We start from the raw sequence: 19,782 nt of genomic DNA, 5'->3' as shown, positions 1-19,782 counted from the left end.
ATGAGTGTCCATTTAGAAAGTAATTGCATAAACGTGTTTTGTATATAGTGTACGCTGAAACTGCGCCCTGCATTTGCCGGTATGCAGGCTGCGACTGAAAACTATTCCGATTTCACATCCAGTGCATCCCGTAACGTATTCCCCACCATCATAAAGGCGAGCACCAATAGCAGCATAGCTATTCCGGGAGCAAGCGCCAGATAAGGCTTACCTAATATAATATAATTGTAATGGTCTTTTATCATGCCGCCCCAGCTAGGGATGGGCGGCTGTGCGCCAAGACCCAGGAAGCTAAGGCCGCTTTCGACTAATATAGCGGATGCAAAGTTCGCAGCTGAGATCACGATGACCGGCGCCATGCTGTTGGGCAGTATATGGTTGAAGATGATCCTCGAATTGCGGTATCCCAATGCACGCGCTGCTGTAACGAACTGCATTTGCTTAATGCTCATCACCTGCCCTCTCACGACCCTTGCAACCTCAACCCACATAGTAAGTCCTACGGCCACAAAAACCTGCCAGAAGCCTTTACCTAAAGCCAGCGTAATGGCAATAACCAGCAGCAACGTAGGTATCGACCAGATGATATTGACAAGCCACATAACAAACGCATCTACCTTGCCGCCATAATAGCCTGCGATCGCCCCAAAGAAGATACCTACCAGCAAGGATATGAACACCGCTACAAACCCGATAGCGATAGATACCCGTGAGCCAATGATCAGCCTGCTTAGCAGGTCGCGCCCCTGGCTGTCGGTGCCGAGGATGAATTGCTGGTCTTTCACATGATCTTTTGCGACAGATGCCGCAGTAACTTTAGGCCCGAAATCTGTAAGTGGGATGGTTTTGGAAACCGCAAGCGAAGGCTCATCGTTATATTCGAAATAAGTCAGGCTGTCACCTTTTACTTCGTATTTGAGAATGGGTATTTTCTGCTCCGGTGTTTCCCTGCCGGTAAAGTATTCGCTGAAGGTCATTCCTTCCGAAGGAAAATGAAGCATTTTTACGGTAAAGCCTGGCGATTTAGAATGTATGGAAAGGTCGCCCCAATTGGCATCCTTTGTCTTGTCGGGTGCCAACACGTAGGCAAAGATGGAAATGAACAACAGGATCGCAATAAACACTAAACTTAAAACGCCCCAAAAATTCTTTCTGAATTTTTGGAGCGCTAAGCCTGTAAGCGATTGATTTGCTTTATCCATCAATCATTACCTTGTTTTGCCAAGTGACGGCTTCTGAACATTGGCCGCACTTTTACCTGAAGCTTTTGGCTGCATATCGTTAAGGATATTCAGCGCTTCTTCTATATATATATCTTTAGACAAACTTTCATACCATCTTTCTTTCTTCTCCGCCAGTGAAGGGTCTTTCTTGAAGATCGCTTTTTCGTAAGGCAGTGCTTCAAATTTCAGGCTGTTTTTATAATCATTAAGCGCCTTGAATTTTTTGGTTGTTTCTTCCATTTTCACAACCTCAGCTTTAAATTTGTCTGCGTTAAGACTGTACGTGTTATCGTCTTTTTTCTCACTCACCCATTTTGCATTCTCATCCATCAGCTTGAATTGCGGGTTCGCCGCCATCCTTCTTTTGCTGTTGGCAATAACGCCTTCAAAGTTATTTTTCACCGGCTTGTAGTTGGCTGCATCAATCTTATCATACGGCATGGCATTGTCGGTATCGCGCTCGCCCATGTCGATGTAGGAATACCTGTCCGGCATAATAATGTCACTGTAAACACCTTCCCTTTGTACAGAACCGCCGTTTATCCTGTAGTATTTCTGTGTAGTGGTCTTAAGCGCTCCAAGGTCACCCAGCGAATTACCCCTTACGAATTGGTTCAGGTCGATGATGTTTTGTACAGTACCTTTACCGTAAGTGTGTTTGCTGCCCAATATCAGCCCGCGATGGTAATCCTGTATTGCTGCCGCGAATATCTCTGAAGCTGATGCTGAGAAGTTATTCACAAGCACCACAAGAGGCCCGTCCCACTGAACCCTTGAGTCCGTATCGTTAAGCACTTCTTTTTTCTTTTCTTTTGATTTTACCTGGACAACAGGTCCATCCTGGATGAACAATCCGGCCATCTCTACAACGGTTTTCAAAGAGCCGCCGCCATTATCCCTAAGGTCCATGATAATGCCTTCAACGCCCTGCTGTTTCAGCCTTTCCACTTCAAGTGCAACGTCTTTTGCAGCATCACGATTGTCTTTATTTTCGAAGTCGATGTAGAATTTCGGAAGGTTGATGATGCCGTACAGCTTACCGTCCTTATTCACCACGCTCGATTTTGCGTAGGTTTCTTCTATTTCTACAACTTCCCTTATTATCGGGATCACTTTTACTGAACCGTCTACTTTTTTGACAGTAAGGCGCACTTCAGTACCTTTTGGCCCTTTTATCTTTTTAACCACGTCGTCAAGGCGGATACCTGCGATATCTACCGGGTCGCCTGTGCCCTGCGCCACTTTCATGATAAGGTCGCCCTGCTCAAGCTCTTTACCCCTCCATGCCGGGCCGCCGGGTATCAGTTCTGATATCTCGATATAATCTCCTTTTTTCTGCAGCCTGGCGCCAATACCTTCAAGGGAGCCCCTCATGCTGGTGTCGAATTTCTCTTTATCGTCCGGTGCAAAGTAGTAAGTATGCGGATCGAAACGCTCTGCAATGGCGTTCAGGTACATGCTGAACCATTCGTCACGTTTAAAGTCTTTCATAAAGCTGAAGTAATCATTAAGCGACTTCAGTGTAGATTCACGTGCTTCTTTTTCAAGGTCGGCAAACGACTTTTGCGGTTCAGTTGCCTTATCAGTTTTCTTTTTTGCGATCTCTTCCTGCAGCTTTTGCTTATCGGTAATTGTCGAAAGCACAGACAGCTTCAGCTGCTTCTCCCAACGTTCTTTCAGTTCGGCATCGTTCTTTACATAAGGCTGCTTATCGTAGTCTACGCTAAAGTTCTCGTTTTTAGTAAAGTCGAAAGGCTTGGCAAGAATCTCTTTATAGAAGCCTTCAGACTCCTTGATCCGTTCCAACAGCCTTTGGTTGGTAAGATCAAAAAACGTAAGGTCCCTTTCGTTTATCATATCATCGATTTTGTCTTCGTATTTTGAAAACTCGTCGATATCAGCCTGCGTAAAGAACCTCTTCGAAGGATCTATTTGCTGCAGGTAATCTTTATAAACGCCTTTCGAAAATGTATCGTCAATGGCTGCCGGGTCGTAGTGGCCTTTCTCTATCACAAATGTCAGGAGCTCCAAAAGCAGTTTATCCTTTTCGGGATCGTTAGCTTTTTTAGGCTTACCGGGCATAAAACTCCATAGCGCCACTGAAAGCACAGCGACAACTATAACTATTTTATAATTTCTTTTCATAAACTTTATAACGGCATTCATTAGATTATCTTATTATCAATTACATTAAAAAGCGTGCCAAAAATCAATCAACCCCAAAAAATCATCATCAAACGACAGCTTTGCAAAATTGCGTAATTTAGCAAACGTAAAAGTACGATACTTATTTTGAATTTTGCCATAGCTATGAAGAAAAAACCATTGATATTAGTTACAAACGACGACGGTATATCCGCACCCGGGATACGGGCGCTTATATCGGTAATGAAACAGATTGGCGATGTGGTTGTGGTCGCACCCGACAGCCCGCAATCCGGCACAGGCCATGCCATCACCATCAACAGTACGCTTTATATCAACAAGGTAAACATCGACCCGGATATCGAAACCGAATACAGCTGCAGCGGAACACCGGTCGACTGTGTAAAGTTTGCCGTAAATGAGATACTGCACCGCAAGCCCGACCTGTGCGTGAGCGGTGTGAACCACGGTTCCAACTCTTCTATCAATGTGATCTATTCCGGTACAATGAGCGCCGCAGTGGAGGCCGGCATCGAGGGGATTCCCGCAATTGGGTTCTCTTTATTGGACTACAACTGGAATGCCGACTTTGAGTCCATAAAGCCCTTTATCAAAAAGATTACCGAGCAGGTGCTGCAGAACGGGCTGCCCGAAGGTGTGATCCTGAACGTGAATTTCCCTAAGCTGAAAGAGAAGGATATCAAAGGCATAAAAGTGTGCCGCCAGGCAAAAGCCATGTGGGCGGAGAGTTTTGACAAACGCACCAACCCAATGGGGCGCGATTATTACTGGCTGGGCGGAAAGTTCGTTAACCTTGACAACGGCGAAGATACCGACGAATGGGCTTTGGCTAATGGCTATATTTCTATGGTCCCGGTACAATTCGACCTGACAGCGCATCATGCAATACAGGGACTGAACGGGTGGAACCTTAACAAAAAATAGAATCGCACCATTCTATTTTTTGTTATTTACATATCCGTACGAAAAATTTTATTACAAAAAAATTATCTCAACAAATTAAAAGACAATCACTTATCCTTCATTGATTAAAAAAGACGGGACTGCTTTACTTTTTTTATAAGAAAAGTGTAACAAATACCGTTATTGATCGACTATTAGTATGGTTGTCCGCAACTAAATAATAATCATCAATCAAATCAATCAAAATGAAAAAAATGACAATGGCAGCTTTCGCAGCAGCCGCCTTCATGGCATTCTCATGTTCAAACGACGACAGCACTCCTGATGTGCCCCTACAAGGAAAATGGAAGCTTATATCAGTAACGAGTAACCGTGCTTTTGATGGCAATGGAGACGGAACACCCTCAACCGATATTCTTACTGAACTTGGATCCTGCTATACGGATTCGTATGTAGAATTCGGAAACATAAACACCATTAAAACCGTTACAAGCACAATTCCTTCAGAAGGAACGAATTGTGTCACTGCAACAGATGAAGGCACGTATAAATTTACTCCATATAATGTCCAGACAACTTTTGTTCATGATGGAATCAAAACACATACCAACTATGCTAAAACCGGCAATCTAATTACGCTATCCGTACCTGCCCTTCGCGAAATTGAAGTAACCGTAGACGGGGAAATAAGGCATGTCGCAATTGATGCCAAAATGGTATTCCGAAAAGAATAATACGACAAACATAATTCTAAATGCCTCCACTACCGGAGGCATTTTTTTTGGCATCACCCCAAATAAAAAATTGTATTTTTGGCCTTAAACCAACAGCCAAATGTTACCCAGCCACCTGATAAGATACAAGCACTTTTATGCATTTCTTTTAATTTCCTGTTTTGTAAACGCCCAGGACACGATACCAACCGACACTATAACACGACTGCCGGAAGTGCAGCTCACCTACCAGGCCGGAAGTAAAACACCAGTAACATTCCTTAATATTAATGCTGCAACCATCGACAGGAAATCTGTTGGGCAGGAGCCTTCGTTCCTGCTTTCAGAAACACCTTCCATCACGGTATATTCCGATGGCGGCAACACGCAGGGCTATTCGTATTTCCGTATGAGGGGCATCGACCAGACGCGTATCAACATGACACTTGATGGCGTACCGCTTAACGACCCCGAAGACCAGGGCGCTTATTTTTCCAACTACCCGGACATCTTCAATTCTGTAAGCAATGTACAGGTGCAGCGCGGCGTGGGCACCTCCAAGAACGGTACAGCGGGTTATGGCGGCAGCGTACAGCTTTTTGCTCCCAATCTTTCTGATAAGCAAAGTGCATCTGTAGGGGCTGGCTACGGTTCGTTCAACAGTGCAAGGGCATTCGCCGAATACAACAGCGGCATCAAAAACAACAAGGCGCTATATGCACGGGTATCGCAAATTTATTCTGACGGCTACAAATATCACTCTTCCAACAAGTCGCAGTCGGCTTTCCTGAGCGGCGGGCTTTTCCGAAAAAGGTCGGACTGGAAGATCAACCTCCTTGCCGGGCAGCAGCGAAACCAGCTGGCGTGGCTTGGCGTTGCCGATTCGCTTATCGCTAAAGACAGGCGCACGAATGTGAACAACAATGAAGACGACCATTTTTTACAGGCAATGTCGCAGGTGCTCAATACCTGGCGTATAAGCAACGCCTCTACCTTGCAATCTTCCGTATATTATACCTTTCTGAAAGGCAATTATGATTTCGACCCCAATAATTACGGCTACCCGCCATCGACAGAATTGTACAATTATGCATTCCTGTCCAATCTCACAGGGGTATTTTCGAATTATACTTTTACCAAAAATAACCTCAGTTGTACAACGGGCATCCACGCCAATACCTACAGCCGCAGGCATACCGGGAGTGAGAGGACATTAGGCGAGCTGTATGAAAACACAGGCCGTAAGCACGAAGAAAGCATTTTTACGAAAGCGAGCTATAGCATAAACAGGTTTACCCTTTTTGCCGACCTGCAATACCGCCATGTAGAATTTAGCTATGACGGTGCGGTTCCTTTTGATGCCATGAAATGGGATTTCTTCAACCCAAAGGCGGGCCTGAGCTACCAGCCATCTGCCGGGACAACCTTATATTACAGTGTCGGAAGAACCAAAAGGGAGCCTACCCGCAACGATATCTTTGGCGGAAGCGACGACCTCCTGGCCGACGACAACGGCAACGCCCTTCTGTTCATTAAAAAAGCCGAGCAGGTAACCGACCACGAACTGGGAATACGCTACAATAAAGGCAACTGGCGCATTGATGCGAATGCCTATTATATGGATTTTGAGAACGAGATCGTGCTCGACGGGAAATTCGGCCCGAATGGGCTGGCGCTGACCAACAACGTAAAACAAAGCATCCGTGCCGGGGTGGAGCTAAGCGCTTCCTATAAAATGGGCAGCTTTACGTTTATCAACAATTCTTCTTGGAACCACAGCCGCATCAAAGAGCAGGACGAATCGTTCAGCCCGATACTGAGCCCTAAGTTCATTATCAACCAGGAAGCAGCTTACACCTTTGAAAAGCTTTCTTTATCGCTTACCGGCCGCTACCAGGATAAATCGTATATCGACTTTGCCAACAGCGCACAGATAGATGGCTATTTCCTGCTGAATGCCCGTGCCGGTTACACTTTCGGGAAACTGGAAGCTGCTGTTTTTGCTAATAACATTACCAACACGAAATATTTCAACAATGGTTATGTAGAGACCGACGGCACCAAAAAATATTTTGTGCAGGCACCCGTGAACGTTTACGCATCCTTAGTGTACCACCTGTGATAGCTATTTTCGACATATCGAATATTATAGGCGAAATTTGCGGCTACCCAATCAGCTATATTGAACTGCTCGCCACGCTGAGCGGACTGGTATCGGTATATTATGCATCGCGTGCAAGCATCCTCACCTGGCCTACCGGCACGCTCAATGCGGTATTCCTGTTCGTGCTTTTTTACCAGGTGCAGCTTTATGCCGATATGTTCCTGCAAATCTATTTTTTCATCGTCACGCTCTACGGGTGGTACTATTGGAACCGGAAAAAAGACAATAAGGATATTACAATCCTGTCAAAAAATGGCAGGCTACTTACAATAGCCATAGTAATAGGCACAACCATAATTACAGGCTATCTATTCTCGCACATCCACGAATACCGGCCGCAGTATTTCAAAATACCGGCCGCTTATCCGTACGCCGATTCGTTTATTATGGTAGCGAGCATTACGGCAACAACGCTTTTGGCACAAAAGAAATTAGAGAACTGGTACCTGTGGCTTATGGTAAACATTGCCAGTATTGCCGTGTATTATGCCAAGAGCGTTTATTTCCTTTCGCTCGAATACGTGGTTTTCTTTGGATTGGCTTCTTATGGATTGTACAACTGGCATAAAAAACTGAGGCATGGTTAAAGCGTTCGTTTTCGGGAAATTCCTTCCGTTCCACAAAGGCCATGAAGCGATGATACGGTTTGCATTGACAAAGTCCGATTTTGTATCTGTACTGGTTTGCTGCAGCGATAAGGAAGATATCCCCGCTGAAGCACGCAAACGCTGGATCAGTGCGACCTTTAGCGAAATTAATACTATTGAAGTCCTTAGCTTCGAATACAAAGAATCCGATTTTCCCAATACTTCAGCTTCATCAAAAGAAGTATCGGCTATCTGGGCGCCGGTATTCAGCAATCTATTCCCCGATCATTCCCTGCTTATCACTTCAGAGCCTTACGGCGATTATGTCGCGGAATTCATGGGTATCAGGCACATCCCGTTCGATATCCCGAAACAGCTGTATCCCGTTTCCGCAACGCTCATACGCAACAACGTTTTTGAATGGTGGGATTATTTGCCCGATAGCGTGAAGCCTTATTATGCTTTTAAAATTACGATACTGGGTACGGAATCTGCCGGCAAGACCACATTGGCACAAAGGCTTTCGGCACACTTCGGCTGTATATTGGTAAACGAAGCGGGGCGGGACATTATCCCCAACTCGAATTCCTTTACTATGGCCGACCTTCATAAAACCGCTATTGAACATGCCCGCAGGATAAATGAAGCCGAAAAAGGCAACTGCCCGCTTATTATCATTGATACTGACGTACATATCACCAGGTCGTACGCGCAATTTACTTTTGGGGAAGAGCTTCATGTTAGCGATACTGTTTGTGAAGCGAACAAGGCCGGCCTCTGCATTTATCTTACCAACAACAGTGGGTATTTCCAGGATGGTTCGAGGCTCAACGAAGCTCAGGTCCGCCTGCTGGACCTTTCGCACAGAAAAACATTAGACGACAATAAAATCCCCTACATTGAGATCGGCGGAAGCTTTGATGAAAAGTTTGAAAAAGCAGTACAGCTTATTAAAAATTTAATCAGGTATTGATTTGTTAAAAAGAAATCAACTGCTTAATAATGCTGTTTTTTAGTTATTTAACCTAAAAAATTGAGATTATGCCAAAAATTTAAAAATTAAATTACTTTTAATGGCACGCTTGTTGCAAGCTTGTTTGGCATTAACAAAAAAAAATTAATTTCAAACTATGAAAAAACTTACAATGGTAGCTTTTGCAGCTGCAGCTTTTACAGCTTTGTCGTGTTCAGACGATGACAACAATACTACAAACAACAATGCTACTGTATCCGGAAAATGGATGCTTACTGCGGTAACCGCTTCTCATGCTGTTGACGGCAATGATGATGGTGTATCTTCTACCAACCTTATCACAGAAGGCGGCGCGTGCTTTACAGATTCCTACCTTCAGTTTGGCGCTAACCACACGGTTGCTAATTTCCTTAGTGCGCCTATGCTGGGGGATGCCTGCTTCACTGCAGAGGCAGATGGCGAGTATAGCGTAAATGGCAACAAAGTAACTGTTACCGTGAACTATGAGGGCGACAATGATACTACTGTTTACACCCAAAATGGAAATACGCTTACAGCACTGGTACCTGACTTTTATGAAGTGGAAGTAACCGTAAACGGGCAGACAACTTCTGACAGCATTGATGCTACACTGGTATTTACCAAACAGTAATTAATACCTGTCAAATCTTATTTAGATGCCCTGCTTTTGTGGGGCATTTTTTATTGGAGGATGGAACTCCTTTTTTCAAGTCCCAAATAAACACTACTTTTGAAACCGTAAACAACAGGCAATGAAATATTACATTATAGCCGGCGAAGCATCGGGCGACCTGCACGGGTCAAACCTGATGAAGGAACTTTTTAAGAAAGACCCACACGCGGATATTCGTTTTTGGGGCGGCGACCTCATGCAGGCTGCCGGGGGCACGCTGGTAAAGCACTACCGCGAACTGGCGTTTATGGGCTTTGCCGAAGTGGTGCAAAACCTTAGGACTATACTGAACAACATAAAGTTCTGCAAGCAGGATATTCTTTCCTTCCAACCGGATGTAATTATTTTTATCGACTATCCCGGCTTCAACATGCGTATTGCGAAATGGGCAAAAGAGCTGGGCATCAAAACACATTACTATATTTCCCCGCAGATATGGGCATGGAAAGAGAACCGCATCAAGGCCATCCGCCGCGATGTGGACCACATGTATATCATACTGCCCTTTGAAAAAAACTTTTACGAAAACAAGCATAATTTTGCTGTTGAATTTGTGGGGCACCCCCTGATAGATGCCATACACAACCGCGAGAAAACCGATCCGGAAGCTTTCAAAAAAGAGCACGGACTGGACGAAAGGCCGGTCATCGCACTGCTGCCGGGAAGCAGGAAGCAGGAAATAATCAAGATGCTTTCGGTAATGCTTTCTGTAACCGATGATTTCCCGGATTACCAGTTCGTCATTGCCGGAGCGCCGTCGCAGGAATATTCTTTTTATGAGCCGTTCCTCAACAATAGCAATGTAAAGTTCATTTCAAATAAAACCTATGGCCTTCTGAGCATTGCATACGCAGCTTTGGTCACCTCGGGAACGGCTACGTTAGAGACTGCATTGTTCAAAGTACCGGAAGTGGTTTGCTACAAGGGCGGATGGATTTCGTACCAGATCGCAAAGCGTATTATCACGTTAAAATACATCTCGCTGGTAAACCTTATCATGGATAAAGAGGTTGTGAAAGAACTCATCCAGGATGACTTTAACAAAAAAAACATAAGAGAAGAACTCCAAAAGTTATTAACACCCGAATACAGACGGAATCTCCTGAAACAGTACGATTTACTGGAGGAAAGGCTGGGCGGAATCGGCGCCAGTGAAAAAACAGCAAGCCTCATAATCAAACATTTAACATAGTCTCTTAAAATTTCTTTAAAATTATTTCCCTATATTTGCTTCAAACCGATGTAGAATTATAAGATTAAAGATTTGAAAAACCTCCGCCCCCTAACCCTGGTACTGTTCCTGATAGCATCTTTTACCGCTTCGGCACAGATCGTAACTTCTAAAAAAGAAGCCCAAAAAAAGGGTATTTATTCTTACACTGAAAAACAGGCTTCAAAACCGGCACCTGCTATAGACAAAGCAGCGGTTATGAAGGAAGTGGCTTCACTCAACGACAGGGATGTTGTTGCGTATGAGCCGGTTCAGAAAAAAGATATAAGCAAGGGAGGCCCAAGAAAATCTGAAATCGAGCGTACCAGGACCAACCCCATCAAAAACGGTACGGTAATTATCGACGAGGCTACTGACCCGGATTTTACACCGGAACCTTCCGAAAGCTACCTTGCGGTTCAGATAGTAAACAATGCAGCAGATTTTATCGGCGTTCGTTACAGGGCAGGCGGCACCACAAAAGCCGGAATGGACTGTTCAGGCATGGTTTACGCTACTTTCCAGATATTCGGCATTACATTACCGCGCAGCTCCGCCGGCATGGCAGGTGCAGGCAGGGTAGTACAACTTTCTGAAGTAAAAAGGGGCGACCTGCTTCTTTTCAAGAACAGCCACAACAGAAGGGGCATCAACCACGTTGGCATCGTTAGTGAGGTAACCGAAGAAGGCGAAGTACTGTTTATCCACTCTTCTACCAGCTCAGGTGTTATGGTATCCTCTATGAATGAGCCTTATAACGCACGTACTTTTGTACAGGCAAACAGGGTTATCGAAGAAGAATAAACCTTTTTTCATCACGTTTTTACTACAATTCATGCGGGCTTTACAGTTAAGTATATTATTACGGCGTTGTGTACTTAGTGCCAATCCTTAGTGTTCCTTATGGTAAAAATTTCACCCCTGATTCTTATTTACTTCATTCACAAATAAGATTTTTCCGTATGTTTGTTTCAATCCCCGACGTATGAAGGTATTGAAATATCCCGTTATTGCCATTACATTCTTCCTCGCGCTGGGCATACTGGCAGGGTATTACCTTTCCCCTGCTCCCGGATTTCTTTACGCACTTTTGGGAAGTGTATTTGCACTCCTGCTTACCTCCTATTTCCTTGCAAAAAAAGACCTCATCCAAAAACCGTATTTCGGGATAACGTCATGGCTGTTTGCCTTTGTAATGGGTATGCTTGTTCAAATGCTGCACTATCCACCAAACCAAAAGCTGCATTACACGAACTCACTCACTAATGATATACCCGTACTGAAAACCGTGGTTTCCGAACGGCTGAAACCCAACGCATACTCTGAAAAATATTATTTTGATGTGCTGTCGGCCAATGGGAAACCAGCCACAGGCAAACTTCTTGTTACCGTTCCGAAAGACAGTTTAGGCAGGCTGCTCCACGCAGGCGATGCTTTTATCATTGCCGACGAACTCCAGCCCATACCTGCCGCAATGAACCCCGGCCAGTTCGATTATGCCGCTTATATGGCAAAGCAGGGTGTTTTCCACCAGGTGCGCCTGAAGGATAATTTTGTGAAGGCAGGGCAAATTGATAGTTTTGATGCTTATGTAGGCCAACTGAGGGAAACGCTCATCCATAGCTTTGATATCCATAATTACAGCGCTGAAACCCGCAATGTCATCAATGCGTTGCTCTTGGGCCAGAGGCAGGATATGGATCAGGAGACTTCCGATAATTATACCAATGCAGGCGTGCTGCATATACTCGCTATCTCGGGGCTTCATTTTTCGATGCTGTTCTTAATTCTCACCACGCTATTCAAACCCCTGAACCGCTTACGGCGAAAAGGCGAACTGCTACAGCTCATAGTCATACTGGCGCTGTTGTGGGGATTTGCCTTTATCACGGGTTTATCGGCATCGGTGGTGCGTTCTGTAGTGATGTTCAGCTTCATCATGATTGGCCAGTATCATACCCGCAATGCCAACATTTACAACTCCATTGCAGTCTCTATGTTGGTGTTGCTTCTGGCAAAGCCAATGTTCTTGTTCGATGTCGGATTCCAGTTAAGTTATGTCGCCATGTTTTCAATTGTATGGTTGCAGCCGATTTACAAAAAAACTGGAAGGTCGGGATACCTCATAATCAACTATGCCATAGACACAGTACTCATCTCACTTGCCGCCCAGATAGGCGTATTGCCACTCAGCCTGTATTATTTCCACCAGTTCCCGCTGCTATTCCTTTTGGCCAACCTTGTAGTGATCCCGTTATCGAATGTAGTACTGGTGACAGGCCTCATTGTACTGCTCCTGAATTTTATAGCGCCGCCTGTGGCGATCATAGTGGGATCTGTATTGGAATGGCTTATTGTGGCAATGAACAGCTTTATAGCCTGGATCGCTTCATTTGACAGTTTGGTTTTAAAAGACATCCCTTTCACACTATTGCTAAATGTTTCGCTTTACGCCGTTATTATCCTGATGGTGTTGTGGCTTTATAAAAAGACCTACCGGCGCACGGCAGCCCTGCTTGTATCAGTGCTTGTTTTTCAGTCCATTTATACCATAACGGTGTGGGACAGCAAAAGCCACGATGAGCTTATCGTCTTCAATAACCGGAAAAGCACGCTCCTTGCCGAAAGAATAAGCAGTCGCATAATGATACTGAGTGAAGACAGCCTTGCCTTAAAGAACTTCAACATAAGATCCTACCGGAAAGGGAATTTTGCCTCAGAAGTTATCCTAAAGCCCATACAGAATGTTTTATGGCATAAGGGAAGCAAGGTCCTGATAATAGACAGCACGGCAGCCTATAGCCCTGCAATGAAGCCGGACGTTCTCTTGCTTATCCATTCGCCTAAAGTGAACTTTGAAAGATTGCTGGCCGAACTGCATCCCAAACAAGTGGTTGCCGACGCCACCAACTACAAAACCTATGTGGCACGCTGGAAAGCAACCTGCCAAAAACAAAAGATCCCTTTCCATGCCACGGCAGAAAAGGGATCTTACGGAATTAAATAATTAACTTATTTTTTTAGCGCTTCCAGCAATTGTTCCGGCTGGTAATACCCTACTATCGGGGCCTTTACTTCGCCTTTAGCATCGAATACGATCATTGAAGGATAAGCGCGAACCTGCAGGAATGCGGCAAATTCGTGAACAGCGTTCCTGCCGCTACGGCCTTCTACAAAGCCGGGGTTGCTGTATTTTTTACCTTTATACGTAATATCGGATTGGCCTTCTGCATTGAATTTTACGGCATAATAATTTTCAGAAATATATTTCACTACAGCAGGGTCGTGAAAGGTATTCTTGTCGAGCATTTTGCACGGGCCGCACCAATCGGTATATACGTCCATGAAGATGGGTTTCGCTTTTTTCTTCTGGGCAGCAAGCGCTTCGTCCATGCTCATCCATTTTATTTCCTGTGCCTGTACAGCCAAAGTGCCAAGCCCTATAAACAATGCTAAAAGTATTTTTTTCATTTTATATTTCGTTTTTATTTGTAAGACAAAAATAGTGCCGAAAATTATCCCGCACCCTTCATCTGCTTTTTAAGGATCGGCGATATCAGCAACAACACGATACCCGCGCCAATGGCTATATAAGCGATGCTTTGGTAACCGTTGGTATATTGCTCCAGCTTGTCAAGGTTAGTCGGGTTTTTGATCGAAGTATCTACTTTTGCAAGCGCCGACCCGATAAGCCCTGCACCATACTGCCCGTAAGCACTGGCAAGGAACCATGTACCCATCATTACGCCATGCAGCCTGTTGGGCGTAAGCTTCGTTACCATCGAAAGGCCGATGGGCGAAAGGCAAAGCTCTCCTATAGTAATCACCAGGTACGCGAATACGAATGTCCAAAGCGGGGTGTAACCGCCATCATTCGCCATGAACTTACTGAAATAGAACACAAGGAACCCTAACCCCAGGAACACAAACCCAAGCCCGAATTTCACAACAGTATTCGGCTCTGCTTTCCTTTTATTAAGGGCGATCCAAAGCATACCCACAAGCGGCGCGGCAAGCACTACCCATAGCGCATTTACTGAGTTGTTCACCTGCGTCATGTTGAGTCCGTGACTGTCTACATTGCCTATGGCGAAGAAGTTAAGCGACCCACCGCCCTGCTCGAAGAACGACCAGAACAATACAGAGAACAATATAAGCACTACGGCCACAAACATCTTGCTTTTCTCTTCTTTGGCAACATTGAACATTGTGTAAACCAGGAACCCAAAAATAATGACCGCAATAGAGATCATGAACAGGTCACTGAACTGCACCATATAGGGTACTAACTCTCCGGCATCATTGGTATCCTGTCCGAAAAGGAAGGTGAAATCTATGTCGAATGGAAAATAAACAAGTACAAAGAAAAATGGCATGAACACTATAGAAAGGATGTACACCCACATGTTCCTGCTTATGCCTGCCTTTTTTTCCTTTAGCTTTTCAGGCACTGGCGGAAGCCCGATGGGCCCCAGTGTTTTTTGGGTGAACATAAACAGCGCCAGTCCACAAAGCATGCATACGCCTGCAAGTGCAAAGCCTAATGACCAGCTAACCGATGTACCGATATACGCGATGGTAAGGCCGCTAAGCAACGCACCGATATTAATTCCGGAATAGAAGAGTGAGAAGCCCGCATCCCTCCTTGGGTCGCCTGGACGGTATAATGCCCCGACCATAGTAGAGATATTTGGCTTAAAAAATCCGTTGCCCACAATGAGGATACTGACCCCGAGATAGAATGGGAACGCACCCGGTAATGCCATGGTAAATGTACCAATAGCCATAAGGATACCACCCCAGAAAACCGATTTACGGAAACCGAATATCTTATCTGCAAACATACCGCCCACGAATGCCATTGCATATATAAAGGCCTGTATTAGTCCGTATTGCTTGTTTGACCGGCTTTCCGCGGCATCTTTATACTTGAGCTGTGAGGTTTCTATATAATACCTCGGATGATCCTTCGTGAGTTCTTCATGGTTCTGCTTTTGGAATTCAATTTTCTTAGCTTCCAGTTCGGCAGGCTCCAGCGGTTTATAATCGGCCGTGAGGATAAGGTGCGAAATGTAAAGCCCTAAAAGCGCACGCATCCCATAAAACGTGAAGCGCTCCCACATTTCTACCAGGAAAAGGTACCAAAGCTGTTTCGGGTATTTGCCTTTAAAATCCTGGATCTTTTCCAGTTCTATCTTATGGTTAGATATCTCCATTTATAATACTAAATTAATTTACGTTATTCTCCCTCATTACCCCATTTAGCCATTTCAGCATCAGGAATAACATTATTGCTGCGCCAAGCACAAGCCCAAAGTTCAGGTAGAAATAGTTTTGCTTTTCCGGTATTTTTTCCCAAAGGCTCGAAAGCATACCGGCAAGCTTATTCCCTACCGATATGGCGAGGAAGAAACCGCCCATCATCAATGCCGTGATCCTTGGCGGGCTCAGTTTCGACACCAGCGAAAGGCCCATTGGCGAAAGGCAAAGCTCACCCAGCGTTATCACACCATATGAAGCGATAAGCCACCAGCTGCTGGCCTTCATGCTAAGTCCGTTGGTTGCATATACCGCACCCACCATAACCAAAGCCGAAAGCGCCGTGATCAGTAGTCCTAATGCGATCTTTGTAGGCGTGCTTGGCTCTTTCTTTCTCTTACGAAGAAAGCCCCAAACACCCACTAATATTGGCGTAAGCACAATTACCCACATAGGGTTAATCGATTGATAAAGCTCAGTAGAATATAATTTAAGGTTGCTTCCCTGCGCCGGAACTTTATCCGCGCCAAGATTTTGGAAATATTTGCGCGATGATTCATATCCGGCTATGATCTTGGATTTTTCTTTTTTAGCTGCAATTTCCTCTTTGGTTACTTCAGGCATAGCTTTTTCTTCTGCTGTCAATTGCTCCATTTTTGCTTTGAAGGCAGCATCGTCAAGCTGTACAATAGCGTTGTTCTCTACCGTTTGTGCCATATCCACTTTATCGGCAACTGTAGCTACAGATTCCGGCATTTCCCTGTCGGTATAATCTTCTGCCCATACTGTAAGTGCATCGCCGTTCTGGTGGAATATCGCGAAGAACAATATTACGCACGCAAATACTGCAAGCAGTGCCGCAATTGCCCTTTTTTCAAGGCCTGATGATTTGAACCAAAGGTAAATAAAGAACAATATTACCGGTACACAACCAAAAATGAATGCATCATTGGTATCTGAGCCTAAGATATTATCAGGAATAAGATATCCAAGAATACCAAACACAAACATTGGCAATATAGTAGAACCTAATATTTTTGTGGTAGGCATATCTCCCGCCTGCAACGGTTTGATCACATCTACATGCCTGATGTGTTTCGTGCCGCTAAGGAAAATAATAACGCCGATAAGCATACCGACACCCGCCGCGATAAACGCAAAGTTCCAGCCGAAGTTAAGCCTCATGTAAGCCGCCACGAAGTTGCAGATGAATGCCCCTACGTTGATTCCCATATAAAAGATATTGTAACCCGAATCTTTTTTGTGCTTAAGTTCTTCTGTGCTGTACAGGTTACCTACAAGCGTAGAAATATTCGGTTTGAAAAAGCCATTACCCAGGATGATAAAGAATAAACCGGCGTAAAAACTCGTAATGTCATGGATTGATAGCAGGAAATATCCCAACGCCATCATCAGCCCTCCCAATATAATAGATCTCCTGTAACCCAACACCCTGTCTGCAAGCAGGCCGCCAATAAACGGGGTAAGATAAACAAGGCCGAGATAGGTGCCGTAAATATCTGATTTTTTACCTGCATCAAATCCCATACCCCCATTATTCCAGCCATCTATCATGTACAGCGAGAAGATACCCAGCATCAGGTAATATCCAAATCGCTCCCACATTTCAGTGCCGAATAAATACCAAAGTCCCGTAGGGTGGCCTTTTTGAGTTGTTGTCTTATCCATAAAATTTAGCGTTGTTTAGTTATAGTTTCTCTTTAATGAAGTTCGTCATTTTCGTATACAGCTGCAGCCTTGTAGCCCCACCGTAGATACCGTGGTTCTTATCAGGATATATCGCCCAGTCAAATTGCTTATTGGCCTGTACCAGCGCTTCCACCATCAGCATGGTATTCTGTACGTGTACATTGTCATCGGCAGATCCATGTACAAGAAGGTAAGAGCCTTTCAGGTTTTTCACGTGGTTAATAGGCGAATTGTCATCGTAGCCTGATGCGTTTTCCTGTGGTGTCTGCATATAGCGCTCGGTATAAACCGAATCGTAAAAACGCCAGTTGGTAACCGGTGCTACAGCAATTGCCATTTTGAATACATCGTTGCCTTTCAGGATACAGTTAGACGACATAAAGCCGCCATAGCTCCAGCCGAATATACCGATGCGCGAAGCATCCACATAGTTGTATTTCCCTATTACTTTAGCTGCATCGATCTGGTCTTCCACCTCATATTTACCAAGCTGTTTGTACGTCACTTTCTTGAACTCTGCGCCTTTGTAGCCTGTACCGCGTCCGTCAACACAAGCTACGATATAGCCCTGCTGGGCAAGCATCATGAACCAGTAATCGTCATAGCCGTGCCATTCGTTGTTCACCTGCTGCGAACCCGGGCCGCTGTACTGGTACATAAATACGGGATATTTTTTGTTTGGATCGAAATCTTTCGGCTTGATCATCCAGGCATTCAGCTTGTTGCCTTTGTCTGTCGTGACCTCCATGAATTCTTTTGCCGGAAGGCTGTATTTTTCAAGCTTGGTTTTAAGAGCCTCGTTATTCTTAATCTCTTTTACGAGTTTGCCATCCTTAGCATTATTAAGCGTATAGGTTGTTGGCTGTGTAGCGCTCGAAAAAGTATTGATAAAATATTGGAAGTTAGGGCTGAAAGTCGCTGCGTTGGTTCCTGTTTGCGGGGTTAGCCTTGTTTTGTTCTTGCCATTAAGGCTGATGCGGTACACATCGCGGTTGATAGAGCCATTCTCAACCGACTGGTAGAAGATATTGCCGGTCTTTTCGTCAAAGCCGTAGTAAGCGGTAACTTCCCAGGGGCCTTTGGTGATCTGGTTTACCAGCTTTCCGGTCTTGTTATAGTGGTAAATGTGGTTGAAGCCATCCTTCTCGCTGGTCCAGATAAAGCTGTTGTCTTTCAGGAACGTCAGGTTATCAGTGATGTCAATGTAGGCTTTGTCTTTTTCGTTAAGTACTACTTTTGCAGCACCAGTATTGGCATCCACAAAAATAAGGTCAAGGTCATTCTGGTGGCGGTTGATCACCTGTGCGCTCAGCGTCTGGGCTTCCGATGTCCATTTGATGCGCGGAATGTAGTAGTCCGAATAATTGCCAAGCTTGATCTCTTTGGTGGTATTCGCCTTTACATCATATATGTGCAGCGATACGGTTGAATTCTTCTCGCCTGCTTTCGGGTATTTAAAGGTATGCGGTACAGGGTACAGCCCTTCGTCATATACTTCCATTGTAAACTCCGGAACAGCAGTCTCATCAAAGCGGATGTAGGCTATCTTATCGCCTGCCGCATTCCAGTCATACGCCCTTACAAAAGAGAACTCCTCTTCATAAACCCAGTCGGTGATACCGTTAATGACCGAATTCTTTTTGCCATCATTAGTTATCTGCCTGCTTACTTTTGAAGCAATGTCGTATATATACAGGTTGTTGTCATATCCGTAGGCTACTTTGGAGTTGTCTGCCGAAAAGGTAGGCTCCTGCACTTTTTTATCCGACAATTTCGAAAGCGTCTTAGAAGCGATATCATAAATATAAAAATCAGCTACGAACGAATGCCTGAATATCTGGTCGGAGTTAGTGGCAATTAGTATTTTTTTCTCATCCGGGCTAAAGGTATAGCTGTCGATGCCTTTTAGCTCCTTATGGTTTTTCGAGTCGATAAGCGTGCCTGTTTTGGTCAGGGTGGCGAAATCATACAGGTCTATTTGTGCGACTCCTGTTTTATAATTGGCATTGAGCACCGTGTACTGGTTGGTGTTCTTCATTGCCTGGAGGTCGTCCATGACCTCAGTCCTGAAAGCGCCCGACCATATTTCCTGAAGCGTTATTTTCTGTTGCGCGCTCACCGGCATTACAGCCAGTAAAAAGAGGATAATTGACGTTTTGATATATTTCATTTTGCAGATG

At 44.8% G+C, this 19,782-nt stretch carries 15 protein-coding genes; 9 read left to right on the top strand and 6 right to left on the bottom strand.

What is annotated here, in order from left to right; translation table 11 throughout:
* Positions 1-101 precede the first annotated feature (101 nt).
* The gene (locus tag HYN59_RS07410) at positions 102-1,202 is read right to left on the bottom strand and encodes an ABC transporter permease (RefSeq protein ID WP_108777668.1); all 1,101 of its coding nucleotides are present in this window, start codon (positions 1,200-1,202) and stop codon (positions 102-104) included.
* Positions 1,203-1,208: 6 nt separating this feature from the next.
* Positions 1,209-3,389: a carboxy terminal-processing peptidase gene (locus tag HYN59_RS07405; RefSeq protein ID WP_108777667.1), complete on the bottom strand. Its 2,181-nt coding sequence runs from the start codon at positions 3,387-3,389 to the stop codon at positions 1,209-1,211.
* A gap of 144 nt (positions 3,390-3,533) precedes the next feature.
* Between HYN59_RS07405 and surE the strand changes: the two genes are divergently transcribed.
* From surE to HYN59_RS07360, 9 genes are all read left to right on the top strand, one after another.
* On the top strand, positions 3,534-4,313 hold the full coding sequence (surE, locus tag HYN59_RS07400) for a 5'/3'-nucleotidase SurE (protein ID WP_108777666.1): 780 nt from the start codon (positions 3,534-3,536) through the stop codon (positions 4,311-4,313).
* A 224-nt stretch (positions 4,314-4,537) separates the two neighbouring features.
* Complete coding sequence (locus HYN59_RS07395; protein ID WP_108777665.1) at positions 4,538-5,026, top strand: lipocalin family protein; 489 nt, start codon at positions 4,538-4,540, stop codon at positions 5,024-5,026.
* A 100-nt stretch (positions 5,027-5,126) separates the two neighbouring features.
* On the top strand, positions 5,127-7,127 hold the full coding sequence (locus HYN59_RS07390; protein WP_108777664.1) for a TonB-dependent receptor: 2,001 nt from the start codon (positions 5,127-5,129) through the stop codon (positions 7,125-7,127).
* Positions 7,124-7,756: a nicotinamide riboside transporter PnuC gene (pnuC, locus tag HYN59_RS07385; RefSeq protein ID WP_219928799.1), complete on the top strand. Its 633-nt coding sequence runs from the start codon at positions 7,124-7,126 to the stop codon at positions 7,754-7,756. The genes HYN59_RS07390 and pnuC overlap by 4 nt, the downstream gene beginning before the upstream one ends.
* Positions 7,749-8,729 (top strand): AAA family ATPase, encoded by a 981-nt coding sequence (locus tag HYN59_RS07380; protein WP_108777663.1) that lies wholly within the window; start codon positions 7,749-7,751, stop codon positions 8,727-8,729. The genes pnuC and HYN59_RS07380 overlap by 8 nt, the downstream gene beginning before the upstream one ends.
* Before the next feature lie 157 nt (positions 8,730-8,886).
* Positions 8,887-9,381: a lipocalin-like domain-containing protein gene (locus tag HYN59_RS07375; RefSeq protein WP_108777662.1), complete on the top strand. Its 495-nt coding sequence runs from the start codon at positions 8,887-8,889 to the stop codon at positions 9,379-9,381.
* A gap of 121 nt (positions 9,382-9,502) precedes the next feature.
* Entirely contained in the window at positions 9,503-10,615 is a 1,113-nt protein-coding gene (gene lpxB / locus HYN59_RS07370; RefSeq protein ID WP_108777661.1) for a lipid-A-disaccharide synthase, read from the top strand.
* Between the two features lie 72 nt (positions 10,616-10,687).
* A complete protein-coding gene (locus tag HYN59_RS07365) occupies positions 10,688-11,437 on the top strand; it encodes a C40 family peptidase (RefSeq protein WP_108777660.1) in 750 nt (249 codons plus the stop codon).
* A 181-nt stretch (positions 11,438-11,618) separates the two neighbouring features.
* Positions 11,619-13,640, top strand: a complete 2,022-nt coding sequence (locus HYN59_RS07360; protein WP_108777659.1) for a ComEC/Rec2 family competence protein — start codon at positions 11,619-11,621, stop codon at positions 13,638-13,640.
* Between the two features lie 5 nt (positions 13,641-13,645).
* Here the strand turns inward: HYN59_RS07360 and HYN59_RS07355 are convergent, their stop codons facing one another.
* From HYN59_RS07355 to HYN59_RS07340, 4 genes are read right to left on the bottom strand one after another with little or no spacing between them, the layout of a single operon-like run.
* Positions 13,646-14,104 (bottom strand): thioredoxin family protein, encoded by a 459-nt coding sequence (locus HYN59_RS07355; protein ID WP_108777658.1) that lies wholly within the window; start codon positions 14,102-14,104, stop codon positions 13,646-13,648.
* Between the two features lie 44 nt (positions 14,105-14,148).
* Positions 14,149-15,849, bottom strand: coding sequence for a peptide MFS transporter (locus tag HYN59_RS07350; RefSeq protein WP_181369529.1), 1,701 nt, complete (start codon positions 15,847-15,849; stop codon positions 14,149-14,151).
* A 13-nt stretch (positions 15,850-15,862) separates the two neighbouring features.
* Positions 15,863-17,581: a peptide MFS transporter gene (locus HYN59_RS07345; protein ID WP_108777657.1), complete on the bottom strand. Its 1,719-nt coding sequence runs from the start codon at positions 17,579-17,581 to the stop codon at positions 15,863-15,865.
* A gap of 19 nt (positions 17,582-17,600) precedes the next feature.
* On the bottom strand, positions 17,601-19,772 hold the full coding sequence (locus tag HYN59_RS07340; protein WP_108777656.1) for a S9 family peptidase: 2,172 nt from the start codon (positions 19,770-19,772) through the stop codon (positions 17,601-17,603).
* Positions 19,773-19,782 lie beyond the last annotated feature (10 nt).

It is taken from the genome of Flavobacterium album, from assembly GCF_003096035.1.
In the GTDB taxonomy this organism is placed as follows: domain Bacteria; phylum Bacteroidota; class Bacteroidia; order Flavobacteriales; family Flavobacteriaceae; genus Flavobacterium; species Flavobacterium album.
The sequence above is the reverse complement of the archived record's forward strand: the minus strand, read 5'-3'. Positions and strand labels throughout refer to the sequence as shown.